This is a genomic window from Promicromonospora sukumoe 327MFSha3.1, from assembly GCF_000385135.1.
Taxonomy (GTDB): Bacteria; Actinomycetota; Actinomycetes; order Actinomycetales; family Cellulomonadaceae; genus Promicromonospora; species Promicromonospora sukumoe_B.
On sequence record NZ_ARQM01000016.1, the window covers coordinates 145,581 to 163,235 of the forward strand.

General features: G+C 73.7%; 18 protein-coding genes. 11 read left to right on the forward strand and 7 right to left on the reverse strand.

Annotated features, from left to right (window positions below; genetic code table 11):
- Nucleotides 1–11: 11 nt before the first annotated feature.
- Both prpB and H291_RS0125640 read right to left on the reverse strand, forming a co-directional pair.
- On the reverse strand, nucleotides 12–917 hold the full coding sequence (gene prpB / locus H291_RS0125635) for a methylisocitrate lyase (protein WP_020017890.1): 906 nt from the start codon (nucleotides 915–917) through the stop codon (nucleotides 12–14).
- On the reverse strand, nucleotides 917–2,449 hold the full coding sequence (locus H291_RS0125640) for an MmgE/PrpD family protein (RefSeq protein WP_020017891.1): 1,533 nt from the start codon (nucleotides 2,447–2,449) through the stop codon (nucleotides 917–919). Before H291_RS0125640 ends, prpB begins: the two co-directional genes overlap by 1 nt.
- 218 nt (nucleotides 2,450–2,667) lie before the next feature.
- Here H291_RS0125640 and nth point away from each other — a divergent pair, with 218 nt between their 5' ends.
- Nucleotides 2,668–3,435: an endonuclease III gene (gene nth, locus H291_RS0125645; protein WP_020017892.1), complete on the forward strand. Its 768-nt coding sequence runs from the start codon at nucleotides 2,668–2,670 to the stop codon at nucleotides 3,433–3,435.
- On the opposite strand, the gene H291_RS0125650 is transcribed toward nth, so the two are convergent.
- Both H291_RS0125650 and H291_RS0125655 read right to left on the reverse strand, forming a co-directional pair.
- Entirely contained in the window at nucleotides 3,436–4,350 is a 915-nt protein-coding gene (locus H291_RS0125650; protein ID WP_020017893.1) for an alpha/beta fold hydrolase, read from the reverse strand.
- Between the two features lie 51 nt (nucleotides 4,351–4,401).
- Nucleotides 4,402–5,190 (reverse strand): winged helix-turn-helix transcriptional regulator, encoded by a 789-nt coding sequence (locus H291_RS0125655; protein WP_020017894.1) that lies wholly within the window; start codon nucleotides 5,188–5,190, stop codon nucleotides 4,402–4,404.
- 275 nt (nucleotides 5,191–5,465) lie between these two features.
- Here H291_RS0125655 and H291_RS0125665 point away from each other — a divergent pair, with 275 nt between their 5' ends.
- Nucleotides 5,466–6,206: a hypothetical protein gene (locus H291_RS0125665; RefSeq protein ID WP_020017896.1), complete on the forward strand. Its 741-nt coding sequence runs from the start codon at nucleotides 5,466–5,468 to the stop codon at nucleotides 6,204–6,206.
- Between the two features lie 20 nt (nucleotides 6,207–6,226).
- Here the strand turns inward: H291_RS0125665 and H291_RS0125670 are convergent, their stop codons facing one another.
- A complete protein-coding gene (locus H291_RS0125670) occupies nucleotides 6,227–6,886 on the reverse strand; it encodes a YceI family protein (protein WP_026366138.1) in 660 nt (219 codons plus the stop codon).
- Nucleotides 6,887–7,118: 232 nt separating this feature from the next.
- On the opposite strand from H291_RS0125670, the gene H291_RS0125675 reads away from it, so the two are divergent.
- Nucleotides 7,119–7,565, forward strand: coding sequence for a thioredoxin family protein (locus tag H291_RS0125675; protein WP_026366139.1), 447 nt, complete (start codon nucleotides 7,119–7,121; stop codon nucleotides 7,563–7,565).
- Nucleotides 7,562–8,002: a DUF4395 domain-containing protein gene (locus tag H291_RS0125680; protein WP_020017899.1), complete on the forward strand. Its 441-nt coding sequence runs from the start codon at nucleotides 7,562–7,564 to the stop codon at nucleotides 8,000–8,002. Before H291_RS0125675 ends, H291_RS0125680 begins: the two co-directional genes overlap by 4 nt.
- Nucleotides 8,003–8,013: 11 nt before the next feature.
- Here H291_RS0125680 and H291_RS0125685 read toward each other — a convergent pair whose 3' ends face one another.
- The gene (locus H291_RS0125685) at nucleotides 8,014–8,373 is read right to left on the reverse strand and encodes a DsrE family protein (protein ID WP_020017900.1); all 360 of its coding nucleotides are present in this window, start codon (nucleotides 8,371–8,373) and stop codon (nucleotides 8,014–8,016) included.
- A 150-nt stretch (nucleotides 8,374–8,523) separates the two neighbouring features.
- Here H291_RS0125685 and H291_RS0125695 point away from each other — a divergent pair, with 150 nt between their 5' ends.
- The 6 genes from H291_RS0125695 to dtd all read left to right on the forward strand — a co-directional run bounded on the left by H291_RS0125695 (nucleotide 8,524) and on the right by dtd (nucleotide 13,350).
- Nucleotides 8,524–9,138 carry an FABP family protein gene (locus tag H291_RS0125695; RefSeq protein WP_020017902.1) on the forward strand — a complete coding sequence of 205 codons (615 nt, stop codon included), beginning with the start codon at nucleotides 8,524–8,526 and terminating at the stop codon, nucleotides 9,136–9,138.
- A gap of 54 nt (nucleotides 9,139–9,192) precedes the next feature.
- Nucleotides 9,193–10,344, forward strand: coding sequence for a CAF17-like 4Fe-4S cluster assembly/insertion protein YgfZ (ygfZ, locus tag H291_RS0125700; RefSeq protein ID WP_020017903.1), 1,152 nt, complete (start codon nucleotides 9,193–9,195; stop codon nucleotides 10,342–10,344).
- 33 nt (nucleotides 10,345–10,377) lie between these two features.
- Nucleotides 10,378–11,493 carry an FUSC family protein gene (locus H291_RS0125705; protein WP_157237348.1) on the forward strand — a complete coding sequence of 372 codons (1,116 nt, stop codon included), beginning with the start codon at nucleotides 10,378–10,380 and terminating at the stop codon, nucleotides 11,491–11,493.
- Nucleotides 11,494–11,567: 74 nt separating this feature from the next.
- The gene (locus tag H291_RS0125710; protein ID WP_020017905.1) at nucleotides 11,568–11,894 is read left to right on the forward strand and encodes a DUF2516 family protein; all 327 of its coding nucleotides are present in this window, start codon (nucleotides 11,568–11,570) and stop codon (nucleotides 11,892–11,894) included.
- Nucleotides 11,888–12,928 (forward strand): asparaginase, encoded by a 1,041-nt coding sequence (locus H291_RS0125715; protein ID WP_020017906.1) that lies wholly within the window; start codon nucleotides 11,888–11,890, stop codon nucleotides 12,926–12,928. Before H291_RS0125710 ends, H291_RS0125715 begins: the two co-directional genes overlap by 7 nt.
- A complete protein-coding gene (gene dtd, locus H291_RS0125720) occupies nucleotides 12,925–13,350 on the forward strand; it encodes a D-aminoacyl-tRNA deacylase (RefSeq protein WP_020017907.1) in 426 nt (141 codons plus the stop codon). The genes H291_RS0125715 and dtd overlap by 4 nt, the downstream gene beginning before the upstream one ends.
- 26 nt (nucleotides 13,351–13,376) lie before the next feature.
- Here dtd and H291_RS0125725 read toward each other — a convergent pair whose 3' ends face one another.
- Nucleotides 13,377–15,458, reverse strand: a complete 2,082-nt coding sequence (locus H291_RS0125725; RefSeq protein WP_157237349.1) for a helix-turn-helix transcriptional regulator — start codon at nucleotides 15,456–15,458, stop codon at nucleotides 13,377–13,379.
- A gap of 512 nt (nucleotides 15,459–15,970) precedes the next feature.
- Between H291_RS0125725 and H291_RS0125730 the strand changes: the two genes are divergently transcribed.
- Nucleotides 15,971–17,593 (forward strand): glycosyl hydrolase family 18 protein, encoded by a 1,623-nt coding sequence (locus tag H291_RS0125730; RefSeq protein ID WP_020017909.1) that lies wholly within the window; start codon nucleotides 15,971–15,973, stop codon nucleotides 17,591–17,593.
- The last annotated feature ends 62 nt before the right edge of the window (nucleotides 17,594–17,655 follow it).

Sequence of the window (17,655 nt, forward strand, 5' to 3'; positions counted from 1 at the left end):
TCGAGACTCAGTCAGGGCTGGTAGGTGAAGACGTTCGAGTCGAAGTGGTTGTAGGCCGCGTAGTCGGTCAGCTCGTAGAGCCGCGCGCGGGTCTGCATCTCGGGTACCAGGTCCGCCTGGGTGCCCGACGCCGCGATCTGGTCCAGCGCCCGTTCGGCGGCACCCATCGCGATGCGCAGCAGGGTGACGGGGTAGATCACGAGCCGCGCCCCGGCGTCGTGCAGCTGCTTCGCCGTGAAGAGCTCGGACTTGCCGAACTCCGTCATGTTGGCCAGCACCGGCACGTCGAGGGCGGAGGCAACGGCCTCGAACTCGGCGAGGTCCTTCATGGCCTCGGGGAAGATCGCGTCCGCCCCGGCGTCGGCCAGGGCCTTGGCGCGGTCGATCGCGAGCTTCAGCCCGCGCTCGCCCGGCTCCGTGCCGCGCACGTCGGTACGCGCCATGATGAGGAAGTCGGGGTCGCGGCGGCCGTCGGCGGCGGCCCGGATGCGCCGGACGGCGTCGCTCAGCCCGACCACCTCCTTGCCGTCGAGGTGGCCGCACCGCTTGGGGTTGACCTGGTCCTCGATGTGGATGCCGGCCACGCCGGCGTCCTCCATGGTCTGGACCGTGCGGGCCACGTTCATGGGCTCGCCGAACCCCGTGTCGGCGTCGGCGAGCACGGGCAGGTCGGTGACCCGGGCGATCTGCGCGGACCGACCGGCCACCTCGGTGAGCGTGGTCAGGCCGATGTCGGGCAGGCCGAGGTCGGCGGACAGCACGGCGCCGGAGACGTAGACGCCGTCGAACCCCTTGTCCTGGATGAGCTTGGCGCTCAGCGGGTTGAACGCGCCCGGGAGCCGGAGCAGGTCCGGCCCGGCGAGGGCCTCGCGGAGGGCGCGGCGCTTCGCGGCGGGGGTGAGGTGGGAGTAGAGCATCAGCGGTTCCCCAGCTCGAACAGGCCCGTCGGGGCGGCCACGGCGTCCAGCACCCCGGGCGCCGCCACGATCGTGAGCTCGCGGACCTCGGCGGCGGTGAGCTCGGGCAGGCGCTCGGCCAGGTCGAGGAAGCGGTCGATCTCGGCGTCCGTCAGGACGCCCGCGGCCAGGGTGCGGAACTTGGCCACGTAGTTCGCGCGCGCGAACGGCCGGGCGCCGAGCGGGTGCGCGTCGGCGACGGCGATCTCGCGGGTCACCGTCTCGCCGCTGGTCAGCGTGATCTCCACGCGGCCGCCGAACGCCTTCTCGGCCGGGTCGGTCGAGTGGTAGCGCCGCGTCCACTCCGCGTCCTCGGCCGTGGTCACCTTGCGCCACAGCTCGACCGTGTCGGGGCGCTGCGCCCGGGCGGGGGCGTACGAGTCCACGTGGTGCCAGCCGCCGTCCTGCAGCGCGACCGTGAAGATGTACGGCACCGAGTGGTCGAGCGTCTCGCGCGACGCCGTCGGGTCGTACTTCTGCGGGTCGTTCGCGCCCGAGCCGATCACGTAGTGGGTGTGGTGGCTGGTGTGCAGCACGATCGAGGCGACGTTCGCGGGGTCGCGCAGCTCGGGACGCTCGGCGCCCAGCGCGCGGGCCATGTCGATGATCGCCTGCGCCTGGTACTCCGCGGAGTGCTCCTTGGTGTACGTGTCGAGGATGCCCGTCCGGGCCTCGCCGGCGGCGGGCAGCACGACGTCGTAGGCGGCGTCCGGCCCGTCCAGGAGCCAGGCGACCACGCCGTCCTCGCCCTCGTAGATGGGCTCGGGGGAGGTCTGGCCGCGCATCGCGCGGTCCACGGCCTCGACCGCGAGCTTGCCCGCGAAGGCCGGCGCGTGCGCCTTCCACGTGGAGATCTGGCCCTTGCGGCTCTGCCGCGTGGCGGTCGTCGTGTGCAGGGCCTGGCCGATCGCCTGGAACACCGTCTCGGTGTCCAGCCCCAGCAGCGTGCCGATACCGGCGGCGGCCGACGGGCCGAGGTGCGCCACGTGGTCGATCTTGTGCTTGTGCAGGCTGATCGCGCGGACCAGGTCCACCTGGATCTCGTAGCCGGTCACGATGCCCCGCACCAGGTCCCGTCCCGAGCGGCCCGTGTGCTGCGCCACCGCCAGGATCGGCGGGATGTTGTCGCCCGGGTGCGAGTACTCGGCGGCGAGGAAGGTGTCGTGGAAGTCGAGCTCGCGGACGGCGACGCCGTTGGCCCACGCCGCCCACTCGGGGCTGCTCGTGGCCTCCGGGGCCAGGCCGAAGACCGTGGAGCCGGGCGTGTACGGGTGCGCCTGGGCCTGCGACCGGGCGGCGACGGCGGGGCCGCGCGTGAGGCTGGCCGCCGCGACCGAGGCGTTGTCGATCACGCGGTTGATCACCATGTCGGTGACCTCGGCCGTGGGCTCGACGGTGTCGGTGGCGAGCTCCGCGAGCTTCCAGGCGAGCTGGTCGGTGCGCTTGAGCGGCTCGGCGGACGGGTAGACGCGCAGGTGGTGCGTGTACGGCATGGTGACTCTTCCTCGATTCACGTGGACCGTCGTGTGGTCCGTCGGTCTGCCCGGACCGTCGGGCGGGCATCGGGTCGCGACCGCTCGGCTGGTGGACGGCGGATGCGTCCTTGACCTTCTCATACTCCGCGTCCTAGGTACACGGACCAGACCCGCGCCAAGTTCCCGGTGCGGCCGATCCCCGGCCCGATGTCAGTGGGGATCGTTAGTGTGGCGACGTGACCGTCAGCGAACGCGAATCCGAGAAGCACTCCAAGAATGCGCCGGAGAGCAGGCTGGCGCTCGTGCGCCGGGCACGGCGCATCAACCGCACGCTCGCGGAGACCTATCCCGACGCGCGGGCCGAGCTGGACTTCCGCACGCCGCTGGAGCTGCTGGTGGCGACCGTGCTGAGCGCCCAGACCACCGACGTCCGCGTGAACCAGACCACGCCCGAGCTGTTCGTCATGTACCCCGACGCGCAGGCCTACGCGGAGGCCAACCCGGAGGAGCTCGAGGAGATCCTGCGGCCGCTCGGCTTCTTCCGCGCCAAGTCCAGGGCCGTGATCGGCCTGGGCAAGGCGCTCGTCGAGCGGTTCGACGGCGAGGTCCCGGGCAAGCTGAAGGACCTGGTCACGCTGCCCGGCGTGGGGCGCAAGACGGCGAACGTGGTGCTCGGCAACGCGTTCGGCGTACCCGGGATCACCGTGGACACGCACTTCGGGCGGCTGGCGCGCCGCCTGGGCCTGACCACCGAGGAGGACCCGGTGAAGGTCGAGGCCGAGGTGGGCGAGCTCTTCCCGAAGAAGGACTGGACCATGCTCAGCCACCACCTCGTGTGGCACGGGCGGCGCGTGTGCCTGGCGCGCACCCCGGCGTGCGGGGCGTGCAGCATCAAGGACCTGTGCCCGTCGTACGGCGCGGGCGAGACCGACCCCGACAAGGCGGCCAAGCTGGTGCGGCCCGCGCCCGAGCGCTCCGCCCTGGCCGGCCTGCCGCTGAAGTAGCTACACCCGGGCGAGCCAGTCCAGCAGGATCTCGTTGACCCGGTCGGGCGCCTCCTCGGGGAGGAAGTGCCCGGCCCCGGGGACCAGCACGTCCACGTCCGCGCGCTCGGGCCGCAGGAACCCGTCCAGGGCGCCCTGGACCTGCAGCGCGGGCACCTCCAGCGGGCGGCGCAGCGCGGCGCCGAACCGGCGCCCGTCCATCCGGGGCCTCGACCGCACCGCCCAGCGCAGGGCCTCGGCCGCGGAGTGCGCGGCGAACGGGATGCGCATGACGGCCCGGTAGCGGTCCACGACGTCGTCGGGCAGCGGGGCTCCCGCCCCCAGGTCGAGGGTGCGGCGCACCAGGTCGCCCTTGATCAGCGCCCGCTCCGGCAGCGTCGGGACCTGCACGAACGCCAGCGCGCGCAGGGCGGCCGGCGTGAGGGCCCCACCGTTGCGCGGGCGCACCCTCGCGGGGTGCGGGCTTGCCAGCGCGGCGACCGCCGTCGTCGTGCCCGGGTGGAGCGCTGCGACCGCCCAGGCGAGCGTGCCGCCCGTGCCGTGCCCCACGACCACCGCCCGCTCGCGCCCGAGGGAGCGCACCACGCCGGCGACGTCGGCCGCCCGGGCGGGCACCGCGTAGCCCGACGGCGGCTTGTCCGAACCGCCCACGCCCCGCACGTCCATGGCGGCGACGCGGTAGCCGGCGTCGGCCAGGGCAGGGATCTGCGCGCGCCACGCCCACCAGAACTGCGGGTAGCCGTGCAGCAGGAGCACCAGGGGAGCGGACCGGCTCTCGGGCCCGGCGACCGCCACGTGGAAGCGCGAGCCGCCCGAGGACACGAACTCGTGCTGCCACGGCCCCTCGACGAGGGCGCTCGTGTAGTCGCTGGCGGCTGCCGTGCGGACGGCCGTTCTGGCCGAGAGTGCGGTCACAACTACGAACTTACGTGCTCGCCGCGCGGTCTGCGCGGGTTCCGGGCCGGGTCAGTTCCCGGCCTGCGCCACGCGCTTCCCGGCGGGGCCGCCGTTCGGGTCGTCCGTCTGCGTGGCGTCGGACGCCGGCTTGCTCTCCGGCGCCGGCGGCTCCTCGACCGCACGCTCCTTGGGCGGGTCGAACCGGTAGCCCACGTTGCGCACCGTGCCGATGAGCTGCTCGTGCTCGGGGCCGAGCTTGGCGCGCAGGCGCCGCACGTGCACGTCGACCGTGCGGGTGCCCCCGTAGTAGTCGTAGCCCCAGACCTCCTGCAGCAGCTGGGCCCGCGTGAACACGCGGCCCGGGTGCTGCACCAGGTACTTGAGGAGCTCGAACTCCTTGTAGGTCAGGTCGATGGGGCGGCCGCGGAGCCGGGCGGTGTATCCGCCGGCGTCGATCGCGAGCTCGCCCGCGGAGATCTCCTGCTGCGACTCCTCGGCCGGGCCGCGCGCCGAGCGCTCCACCACGAGGCGCAGCCGTGCCTCGACCTCGGCGGGCGAGGCCGACTCCAGCAGTAGGTCATCGGCACCCCACTCGTGGGTCACGACCGTGAGGCCACCCTCGGTGAGGATCAGCACGAGCGGCACCGTCAGGCCGGTGGCGTGCAGCAGGCGGCAGGTGGTGCGGGCCGCGACGAGGTCACGGCGGGCATCCAGCAGCACGACGTCCGCGTCCGGGGCGTCGACGAGCGCGGAGGGCTCCATCGGGAGCACCCGCACCCGATGGGACAGCAGTCCCAGTGCGGGCAGTACCTCGGCCGACCCGCCGGTGGCGGGCGTGAGGATCAACAGCTCTGCCATTGACGCACCTCCTCTCGGAACCGGCGTCCTGCTACCGTCCCTGGCTCGGGTCTCGCTGCAGCGAGACGTCCGTCGCGTCCAACTGGCTCTGCGGAAGTCTGCCCTGTTGCTTGTTGCGTGCATGTTACACGCCCTTTTCCTGAGCACCACCATGCTGGTCAGGAGCCGTGACGTGCGCATGACGCGAGTGTTGCTCGTCTCGCTGAGGCCCGGGATATCGGGCCTGCCGGGCCGCGATTGAGGCAAGTGGCGAACTCTCTGGAAAACTCTGAGCCGTGTCCGTCTCCACCCGCGCCGTGACGACCGCTGCGCTCGCGGCCCTCGTCGCCGCCGCGTCCTACGTCCAGCCCCGGCCCTTGCCCCTGGTGGGCGCGGTCGTGGTCCTGGTGGTCCTCGTCGCGCTGGGGTGGCCGTCGTTGCTGCGCCTGCCCGCGTCCGGGAGCACCCGCGTGGTCGTGGCACTCTGCGGCCTGGGCGGCGCGGGCGCCGTGTATCTCACCCAGGGCGAGCCCGTGCTGCGGCACCTGCCGATGGTGCTGGCGGGCGCCGTGGTGCTCGCCTTCATCGCGCAGATGCTCCGGCGCGACGGGCGCCCCCAGCTCACCGAGTCCGTCTCGGGCACCGTGGCCGGCGTCGTCGTGGCGATCGCCGCCGCCGGCTGGATCGCCGCCGCCCGGTCCGACGCCGGGGCCGCCCTCGTCGTGACCAGCGCGGTGGCGCTCGCGGTCGCGGCAGCGGTGTCGGCGCTGCCGGTGCGCGGCTGGGTGGCGCTCGGCATCTCCGCCGTCGCCGCCGTGGTGGTGGGTGGTGCGGCCGGCACGCTGCTGCCGAACATCGACACCGTGAGCGGCCTCTGGTGCGGCCTGGTCGCGGGCATCGTGGTGGGTGCGCTTCACCTGCTGCTGGAGCGGCTGCCGGCCCGCGGCGCGCGCCTGGCCGGGCTCTCGGCGGCCGCGCTGCCCGTCGCGGTGTGCGGCATCTTCGTGTTCGTCGTGGGCCGGATGGTCATCCTCTGAGGTGACCGGCCCGGTCCGCCTCAGGACTGGCGGATCATCTCGCCCGCGATCTCGATGCGGACCTTCTTGGCGACCAGGACGCCGCCCGCCTCGAGCGCGACGTTCCAGAGCAGGCCCCACTCCTCGCGCTCGATCTCGCAGCTGCCGTGGAAGCCGAAGATGTCCTGCCCGTAGGGGTCGTGCCCCACGCCGCCGAACTCGCACTCCAGCGTGACCGGACGTGTCGTGCCGCGCACCGTCAGCAGGCCGTCCATGACGAACTTGGTGAACGAGCCGTCCGCCTGGGTCGGGTCGTGCGGCCGCCGGCCCGCGGTGCCGGCCTTGAGGCGGGCCCACGAGAAGATCGGGTCCACCTGGGTGCGCATCCGGAACCCGGTGCTGCGGAACTCGATGGTGGGGTGGTTCTCCACGTCGAGGAAGTCGGCGCTGCGCAGGTGCGTGTCGCGCTCGCCCACGTGCGTGTCCACGGAAGCCGCCTGGATGGTACAGGTGACCTGCGACATCAGCGGGTCCTCGCCGACGGTGACCGTCGCGGTCCCCTCGGCGAACTCGCCCCGGACGGGGCTGACCATCATGTGCATGGCGAGGAAGCCGAGCCGCTTGTGGTTCTGGTCGATCTGGTACACCCCGGCCGCCGGAATGGTCAGACCATTCCACGTTCGAGTTGGCAAAACTTCCATCCTAGACAATTCTCCTATATATGCGGATGCATGCACGCTACCACCGGGGCCCCGCCGGGCCGGGTGGCATTTCGGCACCAGAAATACTGCTCCGACAGGTTGTGCAGACCAGGGAATCATGTGGGCGGGCACCCGAGAAGGTCAGGTACCCCCACTGTGACCGGCCTCATTACCCATCCACATCGCGGATCAGGACTTGTCTGGACGAGCGAGGCACGGCAGGGTGGGCTAAATGTTGGGACAGGTGATCGCGCTGGTCGTGCTCGTGCTGGGCACGGCAGTGCTCGGCGTGTGGTGGTCGGCGCGGCAGGGGGCTGTCCGCGCACCCCGCGAGACCCCGGTCGGCATCGACTGGGCGTCCTCCGGGATCGCGCTGGCCGACCGGGTGACCTTCGTGCAGTTCTCCGCCGAGGTGTGTGCGGCGTGCCGCTCCACGTCGCGGGTGCTCGGGGGGCTCACCGGCAAGGGTGACGGCGTCGCGCACCGCGAGGTGCTCGTCGACGACCACCTCGATCTCGTGCGCACCCTCGGCGTGCTCCGCACGCCCACGGTGCTCGTGGTCGACGGCGGAGGGCGTGAGGTGGCCCGGATGAGCGGCGTCGTCTCCGACACCCAGGCGCGGCAGGCGCTGAGCCGGGTCCCGGCGGCGCTGGAGACAGAGGGGGAAGCGCACTCATGAACGCGAGCAAGGGGATCGACCCGCGCGGGCCGCGGGTCGGGGCGAGCATCACGGCGGTGCTCCTGGCCGCCGTCGTGCTGCTGGGCGCGAGCACCGCGGGGCTGTGGCTGCTGACGTTCATCATGCTGAGCTTCGTGCTCGGCACGGTGCGCGGCGCCGAGGGCTCGTGGCAGGGCATGCTCTACAAGCGGTTCGTGCGGCCGCGGCTCGGCCCGCCCACGGAGATGGAGGACCGCCGCCCGCCGCGCTTCGCGCAGGGCGTGGGCCTGTTCGTCACCGGCGTGGGCGTGATCCTCGGCTTCTTCGGGGTGCTGCCTGCCGTGCCGATCGCGGCCGCCGCGGCGTTCGTCGCCGCCGCGCTCAACGCCGTCGTCGGGCTGTGCCTCGGGTGCGAGCTGTACCTGCTGCTGCGGCGGTCGGGCCTGGTCCGCGCCTAGGCGCGGACCGGTCAGTAGACGAGCGCCTGGGCGCCGTCGCGCAGGATCTCCTCGGTGAACAGGGCCGAGCCCGCGATCCGGACGCCGGGCAGCACGTCCGCCTCGGTGATGTCGCGGCGCGCCGCGCACTGGGTGCAGACCGTGACCGTCCCGGCCGACAGGATCACCTCGATCAGGTCGGGCAGGGGCGTCGCGTGCTCCAGCTCGAGCTCGGCCGCACGTCCGGGCAGCGCGAGCCAGGCGGACTCGCCGGTGAGCCACAGGCTCACCTCCGCACCCGATGCGACGGCCGCGGCCGCCACGGTGAAGGCCTGGTTGGTGGCCTCGGGGCGGTCCAGGCCTGAGGTGGTCTTGATCACGAGCTGGCGCATGGGCCGACTGTAGGCGGTGGACGTTAGGATCGGCACCATGTCGATCCACGCCCTTGAGCTCATCTTCACCGGCCTCATCGTGGCGGTCGCAGTCGCGGTCGCCTGGTTCGCCGGCTACGTCGTCTACAAGCTGTACACCGGCCAGCGCTGATGACGTTCACCTTCCCGGACGGCCTCTCGCCCGAGGTGTACCCGCTGGCCTGGCTGGTCGGCCGCTGGCGCGGCGAGGGTGTGATCGACTACCCCGGCGTCGGCAAGAAGACCTTCGTGCAGGACCTGGTCTTCGACCACGACGGCGGCCCCTACCTGCGGTTCGAGTCCACGCTGCGGGTCCTGGAGAGCGTCGTCCCCGACAAGCTGCCCGACGACGGCGAGTGGCCGGCCCCCGTGGCGGACCCGACGGACGCCGAGGCCGAGGCACCGGAGACCGCCGAGGTCGGCGAGGCCGGCACCGTCTGGTCCACCGAGACCGGCTACTGGCGCGTGTCCACCGACCGCCCCGAGGGGCTCGAGGAGAACAAGCACGCGCTCGAGGTGCTCGTGGCCGACGCCTCCGGGCGCATCACCGTCTACATCGGCGCCGCGGGCAACGGGCGGATCGACCTCGCCTCGGACGCGATCGCGCGGACGTCGACGGCGTCCGAGGTGCGCGCCTCCAAGCGGCTGTACGGCCTGGTGCAGGGCCGGCTGCTGTGGGTCGAGGAGCTCGCGGCGTTCGGCGAGCCGCTGCGCTCGTACGCCTCGGCCGAGCTGGACCGGCAGTAACCGAACCCCGGCGGGAATGCCCCGCCCGTTCCCGACGCTGCACCTGAGGTGAGCATGGATTACGAGAGCCCCCTGCTGAGCCGGCGCGGCGCGGTCGCCGCTGCCGGGCCCGACGCCGGGGTCGCCTGGCACTACGGCGACCCGACGGCCGAGCAGCGCGCGCTGTCGCGCGGCGGGGCCGTCGTCGACCAGTCGCACCTCGGAATCGTCCGCGTGGCCGGCCCCGACCGGCTGAGCTGGCTGCACTCGATCACCTCCCAGCAGCTCGAGGACCTCGCGCCCCGGACCAGCACGGAGCTGCTCGTCCTGTCGCCGCAGGGCCACATCGAGCACGTCGCGGGCGTGGTGGACGACGGCGAGGCCACCTGGCTGATCACCGAGCGCGAGTCGGCGCCCGGCCTGGCCGGCTGGCTCGACCGCATGAAGTTCATGCTGCGCGTCGAGATCACGGACGCGACGGACGAGTGGGCGGCCATCGGCGAGCCCGTGGCCGCCGAGGGCGCGGAGGGCGAGCCGGTCACCTGGCACGACGCCTGGCCGAACGTCGTCGGCGGGGGCACGCGGTACGGCCCGGCCGAGGGCGAGCACCCGGGCGCGATGCGGCCGTGGCGGCTCGTGCTGGTGCCGCGCGCCGAGCTGGAGGCGCAGGTCGCGGCCCGCGAGGCCGCCGGCTGGCCGCTCGCCGGCACGTGGGCCACGGAGGCCCTGCGGGTCGAGGCCTGGCGCCCGCGCCAGGCGCGCGAGGTCGACGAGCGGACCATCCCGCACGAGCTCGACCTGCTGCGCACCGCCGTGCACATCAACAAGGGCTGCTACCGCGGCCAGGAGACGGTCGCCCGGGTGCACAACCTCGGCCGCCCGCCCCGCCGGCTCGTGATGCTGCACCTCGACGGCTCCCAGCACCTGCTCCCGGAGGCGGGGGCCGAGGTGCGCCTGCCCGGGGTGGACGGTGCGCCGGGCAAGGTGGTCGGCACCCTGACCTCGATGGCACGCCACCACGAGCTGGGGCCCATCGGCCTGGCCGTGCTCAAGCGGAACGTCCCGGAGGACGCCGAGCTGATGGTGTCCGGCGACGTCTCGGGGCAGGCCATCGAGGTGACGGCGGCGCAGGAGATCATCGTCCCGGGCGACGGCATGTCGGTGGACCGCCCCGAGTCCCACGGCCCCCTCACCAAGGGACTGCGCGGGCCGGCCAGCCTCATCTGACCCGCCCGTGGGGGCGGGTGGCAAGATGCCTCCGTGACCTCCTTGCCCGGCCCCGCCGACGAGATGTGGCGCAAGGCCATGCGCACGCTCATGCTGCGCACCCGGCTGCGGCAGGGCTGGACCCGGGCGCGGGCGAGCCTGATCCCGATCGCGCAGGCCTCGCTCGCCGCCGGCGTCGCCTACCTGATCGCGCGGTACGTGCTGGGGCACGAGCAGCCCTTCTTCGCGCCGGTCGCGGCCTGGGTGCTGCTCGGCTTCACCGCGCAGCGCGACGTGCGCCGGGTCTCCGAGATGGCCGTCGGCGTGGCGGTCGGCGTCGCCATGGGCGACCTGATCGTGCACCTGATCGGCTCGGGCTGGTGGCAGCTCAGCCTGGTGCTGTTCATCTCCGCCGTCGCCGCCCGGTTCATCGACCGCGGCGCGTTGCTGGTCACGCAGGCGGGGGTCCAGGCGATCATCGTGGTGGGCCTGCCGCAGGTGTCCGGCGGGCCGCTCGGGCGGTGGACCGACGCCCTGGTCGGCGGCGCCGTCGCGCTCACGGTCGCGCTCCTCACACCGGGCGACACCCGGCGTCGTCCGCGGGCGCTCGCCGAGCGCGCCGTGACCGAGCTGGCCGAGACCCTGGAGACGCTCGCCCGGGGCATGCGCTCGGACGACGTCGACGACGTCCGCGCGGCGCTCGTGCGCGGCCGCGCCTCGGAGCCGGTGCTCGCCGAGTGGCAGGAGGCGGCCCGCGACGCCCGCGAGCTGGCACGGATCTCGGTGGGCCGCATCCACCGCGGCGAGCTGGCCCGGCTGGAGGCGCAGGCGGTGCTCGTGGACCGGGTGATGCGGTCCGTGCGAGTGCTGGCGCGCCGCGTGCTCCCGGTGGTCGAGGGGGACCACGACGTCCAGCCGGTCGCCGGGCTGGTCGAGGGCTTCGCGTCCGGCGTGCGGCTTCTCGCCTCCGACTTCGGCTCCGGGGGCGACGGCGCTCGCGGGCGCGAGCTGCTGACGGCCCTGGCCGCCCAGCTGGACCCGCGGACCGTGGGCGAGGGCGACTGGCAGGTCCAGTCCCTGGTGATGCTGCTGCGCTCGCCGGTCGTCGACGCCCTGGAGGCGTCGGGCGCCGGCCCGGGCGAGGCCCGCGAGGCGCTGCCGGAGCTGTAGCGGCCGTGGACCCGGCCCCCGCGCGGGTGTCCGGACCAGGCGATTCGCGGCCGAGCTTGCCGTAGGCTCGTGGTGTGTTCGGAGCTCTCCAGACGTTCGTCTTCATCGTGCTGGGCGTCATCGTCTTCGCGGTCCAGGTCATCGCCCTGGTCGACGCGATCCGTCGCCCTGCCCACGCCTACAAGTCCGAGGGCAAGCTCTCGAAGCCGATCTGGCTCGCGATCCTCGGGGTCGCGGCGGTCTTCGGCCTGCTCGGGCTGCCGCCGAGCTTCATCACGGCCAGCTCGTTCCTCAACGTGATCGCGGTGGTCCCGGCCATCGTGTACTGGGCCGACGTGCGCCCCCGCCTGCAGCCGTACGGCACCGGCAACAAGCCGCGCGGACCGCAGGGCGGATGGTGACCGCCCCGATGGACGCCGGTCCCGACGCCGCCCCCCTGGCCGAGGTGATCCGCGGCGACATCGTGGAGTCGGTGCACCTGGGCCACCTCGTGGTGCTCGACCCGTCCGGCCGGCCCGTGGTCCAGGTGGGCAACCCGACCGCGCCGATCTGGCCGCGGTCGTCGCTCAAGCCGCTGCAGCTCCTCGCGATGCTGCGCGCCGGCCTGGAGCTGCCCGACCGCCTGCTCGCGCTGGCCTCGGCCAGCCACAACGGCGAGCAGTTCCACCTGGAGGGCGTGCTGCAGATCCTGGGCTCCGTGGGCCTCGGTTCCGGCGCGCTGCGGAACACCCCTGACCTGCCGCTCTACGCGCCGGCCGCGCTGGACTGGCACATCGCCCCGCACGACGGCGGTCCGGGCCCGGCGCCGCTCGCGCAGAACTGCTCGGGCAAGCACGCGGCGATGCTCGCGACCTGCCTCACGCAGGGCTGGGACATCGAGACCTACCTGTCGCCCGAGCACCCGCTGCAGCGCGCGGTCCGCAGCACCATCCTGGAGCTGACCGGCGACGCCGAGCTCGTCATGCACACCACGGTCGACGGCTGCGGCGCGCCCCTGTTCTCCACGACGCTGCTCGGCCTGGCGCGCGCGTTCTCCACGCTGGGCGCCGCGCCGACGGAGGACGTCCGCTCGCACGAGGCGCGCGCCGCCCGGGCGATCTCCGCGCACCCCGAGATGGTGGGCGGCACGGGCCGTGACGTCACGCTCGCCATGCAGGCGGTGCCGGGCCTGGTCGCGAAGGACGGCGCCGAGGGCGTCTACGCGGCCGGCCTGCCCGACGGCTCCGCGCTCGCGTTCAAGGTGCTCGACGGCTCCGCCCGCGCCCGCCCCGCCATCCTCGCCGCCGCGCTGCGTGCCGCGGGGGCGGCGGGCCTGCCGGGGGTGTACCCGGGCGGGCTCGACGGGCTGGGCCGCGTGCCCGTGCTCGGCGGCGGACGCCCGGTCGGCGAGGTCCGCGCCGTCTTCGCGGACGCCTACGCCGAGGGCCGTCGATGAAGGCGGTGCTCCAGCGCGTCACCCGGGCCTCGGTGACGGTCGACGGCGAGGTCGTGGGCGCCATCGACAAGCCCGGCGTCCTGGCACTGGTCGGCGTCACGCACGACGACGGCCCGGCCCAGGTCGAGACCGTCGCCCGCAAGATCGCGGACCTGCGGATCCTGCACGACGAGCAGTCGGTGGCCGACGTCGGCGCGTCGGTGCTCGTCGTCAGCCAGTTCACGCTCTACGGCGACGCCCGCAAGGGGCGCCGCCCCACGTGGAACCAGGCGGCGCCGGGGCCGGTCGCCGAACCGCTCGTGGACGCCGTCGTGGCCGCGCTGCGCGAGCGCGGCCTGACGGTCGAGACCGGCCGGTTCGGCGCCGACATGCAGGTGGAGCTGGTCAACGACGGGCCGGTGACCATCCTGCTGGAGGCCTGACGCCGCGGGGCCTGCCCCCGCCGCGCCTACCCCCGCAGCGCCAGCACAGCCAGCTCCGTGCGGGACCGCACCCCGAGCTTGCGGAAGACCCGCCCCAGGTGCACCTCCACGGTCCGTACCGACACGTAGAGGCTGGCCGCGACCTGCCGGTTGGTCCGGCCCTGCACCACCAGCCGCGCGACGTCCAGCTCGCGCTCCGTGAGCAGGTCGGTCCACTGCCCGCACAGCTCCTCGCCGACGTCGACCACCGGGGCGCCCGCCGGTTCGTCCCGCGGCTGCGTGGGGACCGGGGCGGACGCCGCGGCAGGCGGCGGGGGAGGGCTCGCCTGGCGGGCCGGCGCCTCCCGCACGAACCCGGGCGTGGTCAGCGCCTGCTCGGCGATGTGCTCCCAGGCCTTGGCGCCGGACTCCTCGAACAGCTCGTGCGCGCCGAGCAGGTGCGCGGCGGCGTCGCCGGGCAGGCCGAGCCGGGCGAAGGCACGCGCGGCCACCAGCTCCGTGAGGCCGCGCTCGAACGTGGAGCCCACGCGGAGCGACGCCTCGACGGCTTGCTCGCGCGCCCGGTTTACGCCCGACGCGTCGGCCAGCGCGAGCTCGGCGCGCGCCAGGTCGAGACGGCGACGGCGCATCGGGCCGCCGGCGAAGCCCGCGCTCGCCATGCCGGACCCGGCGAGTCCCGCGCCGTTCGTGCCCGAGACCGCGTGCCCCGGCCCGGCGTGGCCGGCCCCGGCCGGATAGCTCCCGGCCGCGTCCCCGCCGACGGACGGCAGTACGCGCAGCCGCAGGCGTTCGTGCGAGCGGCGAGCGGCCCGGTCCTGCCCGGCGAGCACCAGCAGCTCCACCGGGTCGGGCGTGGGCAGCCAGAGCCGGCGCAGCTCGTCCCCGCCGCGCTCGGCGGCGAGCCCGAGCAGGGTCGCGGCCTCCACCCAGCGGCCGTCGAAGACGGCGGTCTGGGCCCGGTCGCCGAGCGTCGCCGCCCGCACGACCGGCGCGACCTGGCCGGGCACCGACGCCTCGAGCGCCGTGGTCGGCCGGCGCAGGTGCCCGTCCCGCACCAGGTCGAGGCGCCTGGCCAGCGCGATCCCGAGCCCGCCGAAGGCGAGGGCCACGGGGAGGCGCTCCACGGCGTCGTCGAGCACCGAGGCGGCCCCGGTGATGTTGCCGAGGCGCAGCGCCAGGTAGGCCTGCGCCACCCGCAGGTGCGCCTCCGCGAGCGGCGTCAGGGCCTCGTCGGGCCCGTCGAACCACCAGCCCGGCGGGCGCGCGGGCGCCAGCTCCGCCACCTCGGACAGGATCGCGGCGGCCTCGCCGGGCGCGCCGTCGAGCAGGCGGATCGTCTTGCGGGCGGCGGCGATCGCGGCCCGGTCGGGCCCGGCTGCGTCCTCCGGGACGACGGCGTCCGGCCGCCCGTCCAGCAGCGCCAGCGCCACGCCGAGCGAGCGCGCGGCGTCGGGCGCTCCCGCCGCGGACGAGCCGGTGTCGGCGGGACTGGTCGCGCGCCGGAGGTAGACGACGGCGTCGTGCACGTGTCCCGCCCACAGCGCGGCCCGGCCGGCCACCGCGAAGGCGCGCGCCCGAACCCGGTCGGTGCCGTGGCTCGCGGCCTCGCGCGCCACCTCGTGCGCCCGGTGCACGTCGCCGCGCGCCAGGTGCTGCTCGGCGAGCTCGACCAGGCCGTCCGCCAGCAGGGGATCGCCCGCGAGCGTGCTCAGGGCCGTGTGCCACATGGCGATGAGCGGTTCGTCGGCCTTGCGGTGCACCTCGGCCAGCGCCACGTGGGCGGCGGTGCGCGAGGCGAGGTCGGCGTCGTCGTGCACCACGGAGCGCACGCGCGGATGGTGGAAGCGGAACCGGCCGCCCACGAGATGGAGGTGGCGGCCGGCGGGGCCGGCCATGAGGGTGTCGATGTCTGTGCCCGATGCGGCGAGCAACAGCTCGGTGCGGTCCACCACGGCGACTGCGGCGACGAGCAGCACACGGCGTGCCTCGTCGTCGAGGCCGAGCGGGCCTACGGCCTCTCGGACCGCACGTGCGGCAGGCAGCGGGTCCGGCATCAGCGCCGTCCCGACCAGATGCTCGTCGTCGAGCATCCGTGCTGTCTGGTCCACACATCCAGGTTCGTCACCCACCACGCGCGTGAGCTCGCACGCGACGTGAGGGGCCACGGTGCGGTCACCGAGGGGGAGCGGAAAAACGACTTGCTGCGGCAGCGCGGTCATCATCGAGCCTCCCGGATTCGTTCACGGTGCTCGCAAGTATGACCTCCACACGTTTCACCCGCATCAACCTGAGCGTGCGACTTTTGGTGCGATCCGGCCCCGGGACTGGGATCCTGCCCCACCCCGGGTGTGCCGGGTACCTGATACCGCACGAAGTTGTTTCGGTGGCGAAGGTTTCACACCGTAACAACAGCGCGCGGTTCGCCCCTTACCACTACGTAGTCCCACCGTGTGGAATCCCCTTATTTCCCGTTAACGCAGGTTTCCTTACTTTTAACGGAGCGTGACCAGCGCGACCACCGTTACCGGAGCAGTGCCCGGACCAGAGAGGGAAGACGATGGACTCGACGTACGAACCGCTATCAGGCGCCAGTAAGACCACCCGACGGATACTCGCGGGGGTGGCCGCGCTCGCGGTGGCGGCTTCCGCCGTCGTGGCGGGCGCCAGCATGCGCGAGGCGAACGCGGCCGAGGCCGAGCCCGCCGCCGCCGGGGCGAGCAGCTCCGCCATCAACGGCTTCCGCAGCGTCGGCTACTTCACGCAGTGGGGCGTGTACGGCCGGGGCTACCAGGTCAAGCAGATCGACACGTCCGGCGTGGCCGACGAGCTGACCCACATCAACTACGCGTTCGCCAACATCCACCACCAGAACCTCGAGTGCTTCGAGGCCAACAAGGCGCAGGGCGAGGGCCCCAACGGGTCCGACGGCGCGGGCGACGCCTGGGCCGACTACGGCATGGGCTACACGGCGGCCAACTCGGTCTCCGGCGCCGCCGACACCTGGGACCAGCCCCTGGCCGGCTCGTTCAACCAGCTCAAGCAGCTCAAGGCCAAGCACCCCGACCTCAAGGTCATGATGTCGATCGGCGGGTGGACCTGGTCCAAGAACTTCTCGCTGGCCGCCGCGACCGACGCCTCGCGCGAGAAGTTCGTCTCCAGCTGCGTGAACATGTTCATCAAGGGCAACCTGCCGGTGATCGACGGCCGCGGCGGCGCCGGTGCCGCCGCCGGCGTCTTCGACGGGTTCGACATCGACTGGGAGTGGCCCGGCTCGCAGAACGGCAACGTGGGCAACCACGTCGACGAGGCGAACGACGCGCGCAACTTCAAGCTCCTGCTCGCCGAGTTCCGGGAGCAGCTCGACGCCGTCGGCGCCCAGACGGGCAAGGACTACGAGCTGTCCGCGTTCCTGCCGGCCAACCCGGCCGACATCGAGGACGGCGGCTGGAACGACCCCGAGATCTTCGAGTCCCTCGACTTCGGCAACGTCCAGGGCTACGACCTGCACGGCGCCTGGGACCCGGCGCTGACCGGCCACCAGGGCAACCTGTACCACGACCCGGCCGACCCGCGGGAGGAGGCCCGGCAGTTCAGCGCGGACCTCGCGGTGAAGTCGTACACCGACGCCGGGATCGCCCCGGCGCAGCTCGGCCTCGGCCTCGCGATGTACGGGCGCGGCTGGACCGGCGCGTCGTCCTCCGACGCGTGGGGCACCGCGACCGGTGCCGCCCCCGGCCAGTGGGAGGCGGGGATCAACGACTACGACGTGATCAAGAACGTCGGCACCGGCTACTACGACGCCGACCTCGGGGCCGCCTGGCGGCACGACGGCAACACGTGGTGGTCGTACGACAACGACCAGTCGGTCGCCAAGAAGGCGCAGTACATCCGGTCCGAGGGGCTCGGCGGCGCCATGTGGTGGGACCTCTCGGGTGACCGCTCCGGCGCGCTGACCGGCGCCCTGTGGAACGTGCTCGGCTCCGGGAACCCGGGTCCGATCGAGGGCGGCGGTCCGACCGACCCGACCGACCCGCCGACGGATCCGACCGACCCGCCCACCGACCCGACCGACCCGCCGGAGGAGGCCTGCGCCTCGGCCGCGTGGAGCGCGTCGTCGACGTACGTGGGCGGCAACACCGTGTCGCACGGCGGCCACGAGTGGCGGGCCAAGTGGTGGACGCAGGGCGAGACGCCCGGCACCACCGGTGAGTGGGGCGTGTGGCAGGACCTGGGCGCCTGCTGACCTGAGCCGGCCTGATCGGAGGACCCTGGCGGGGCAAGTCGCCCGCCAGGGTCCTCTCGTGT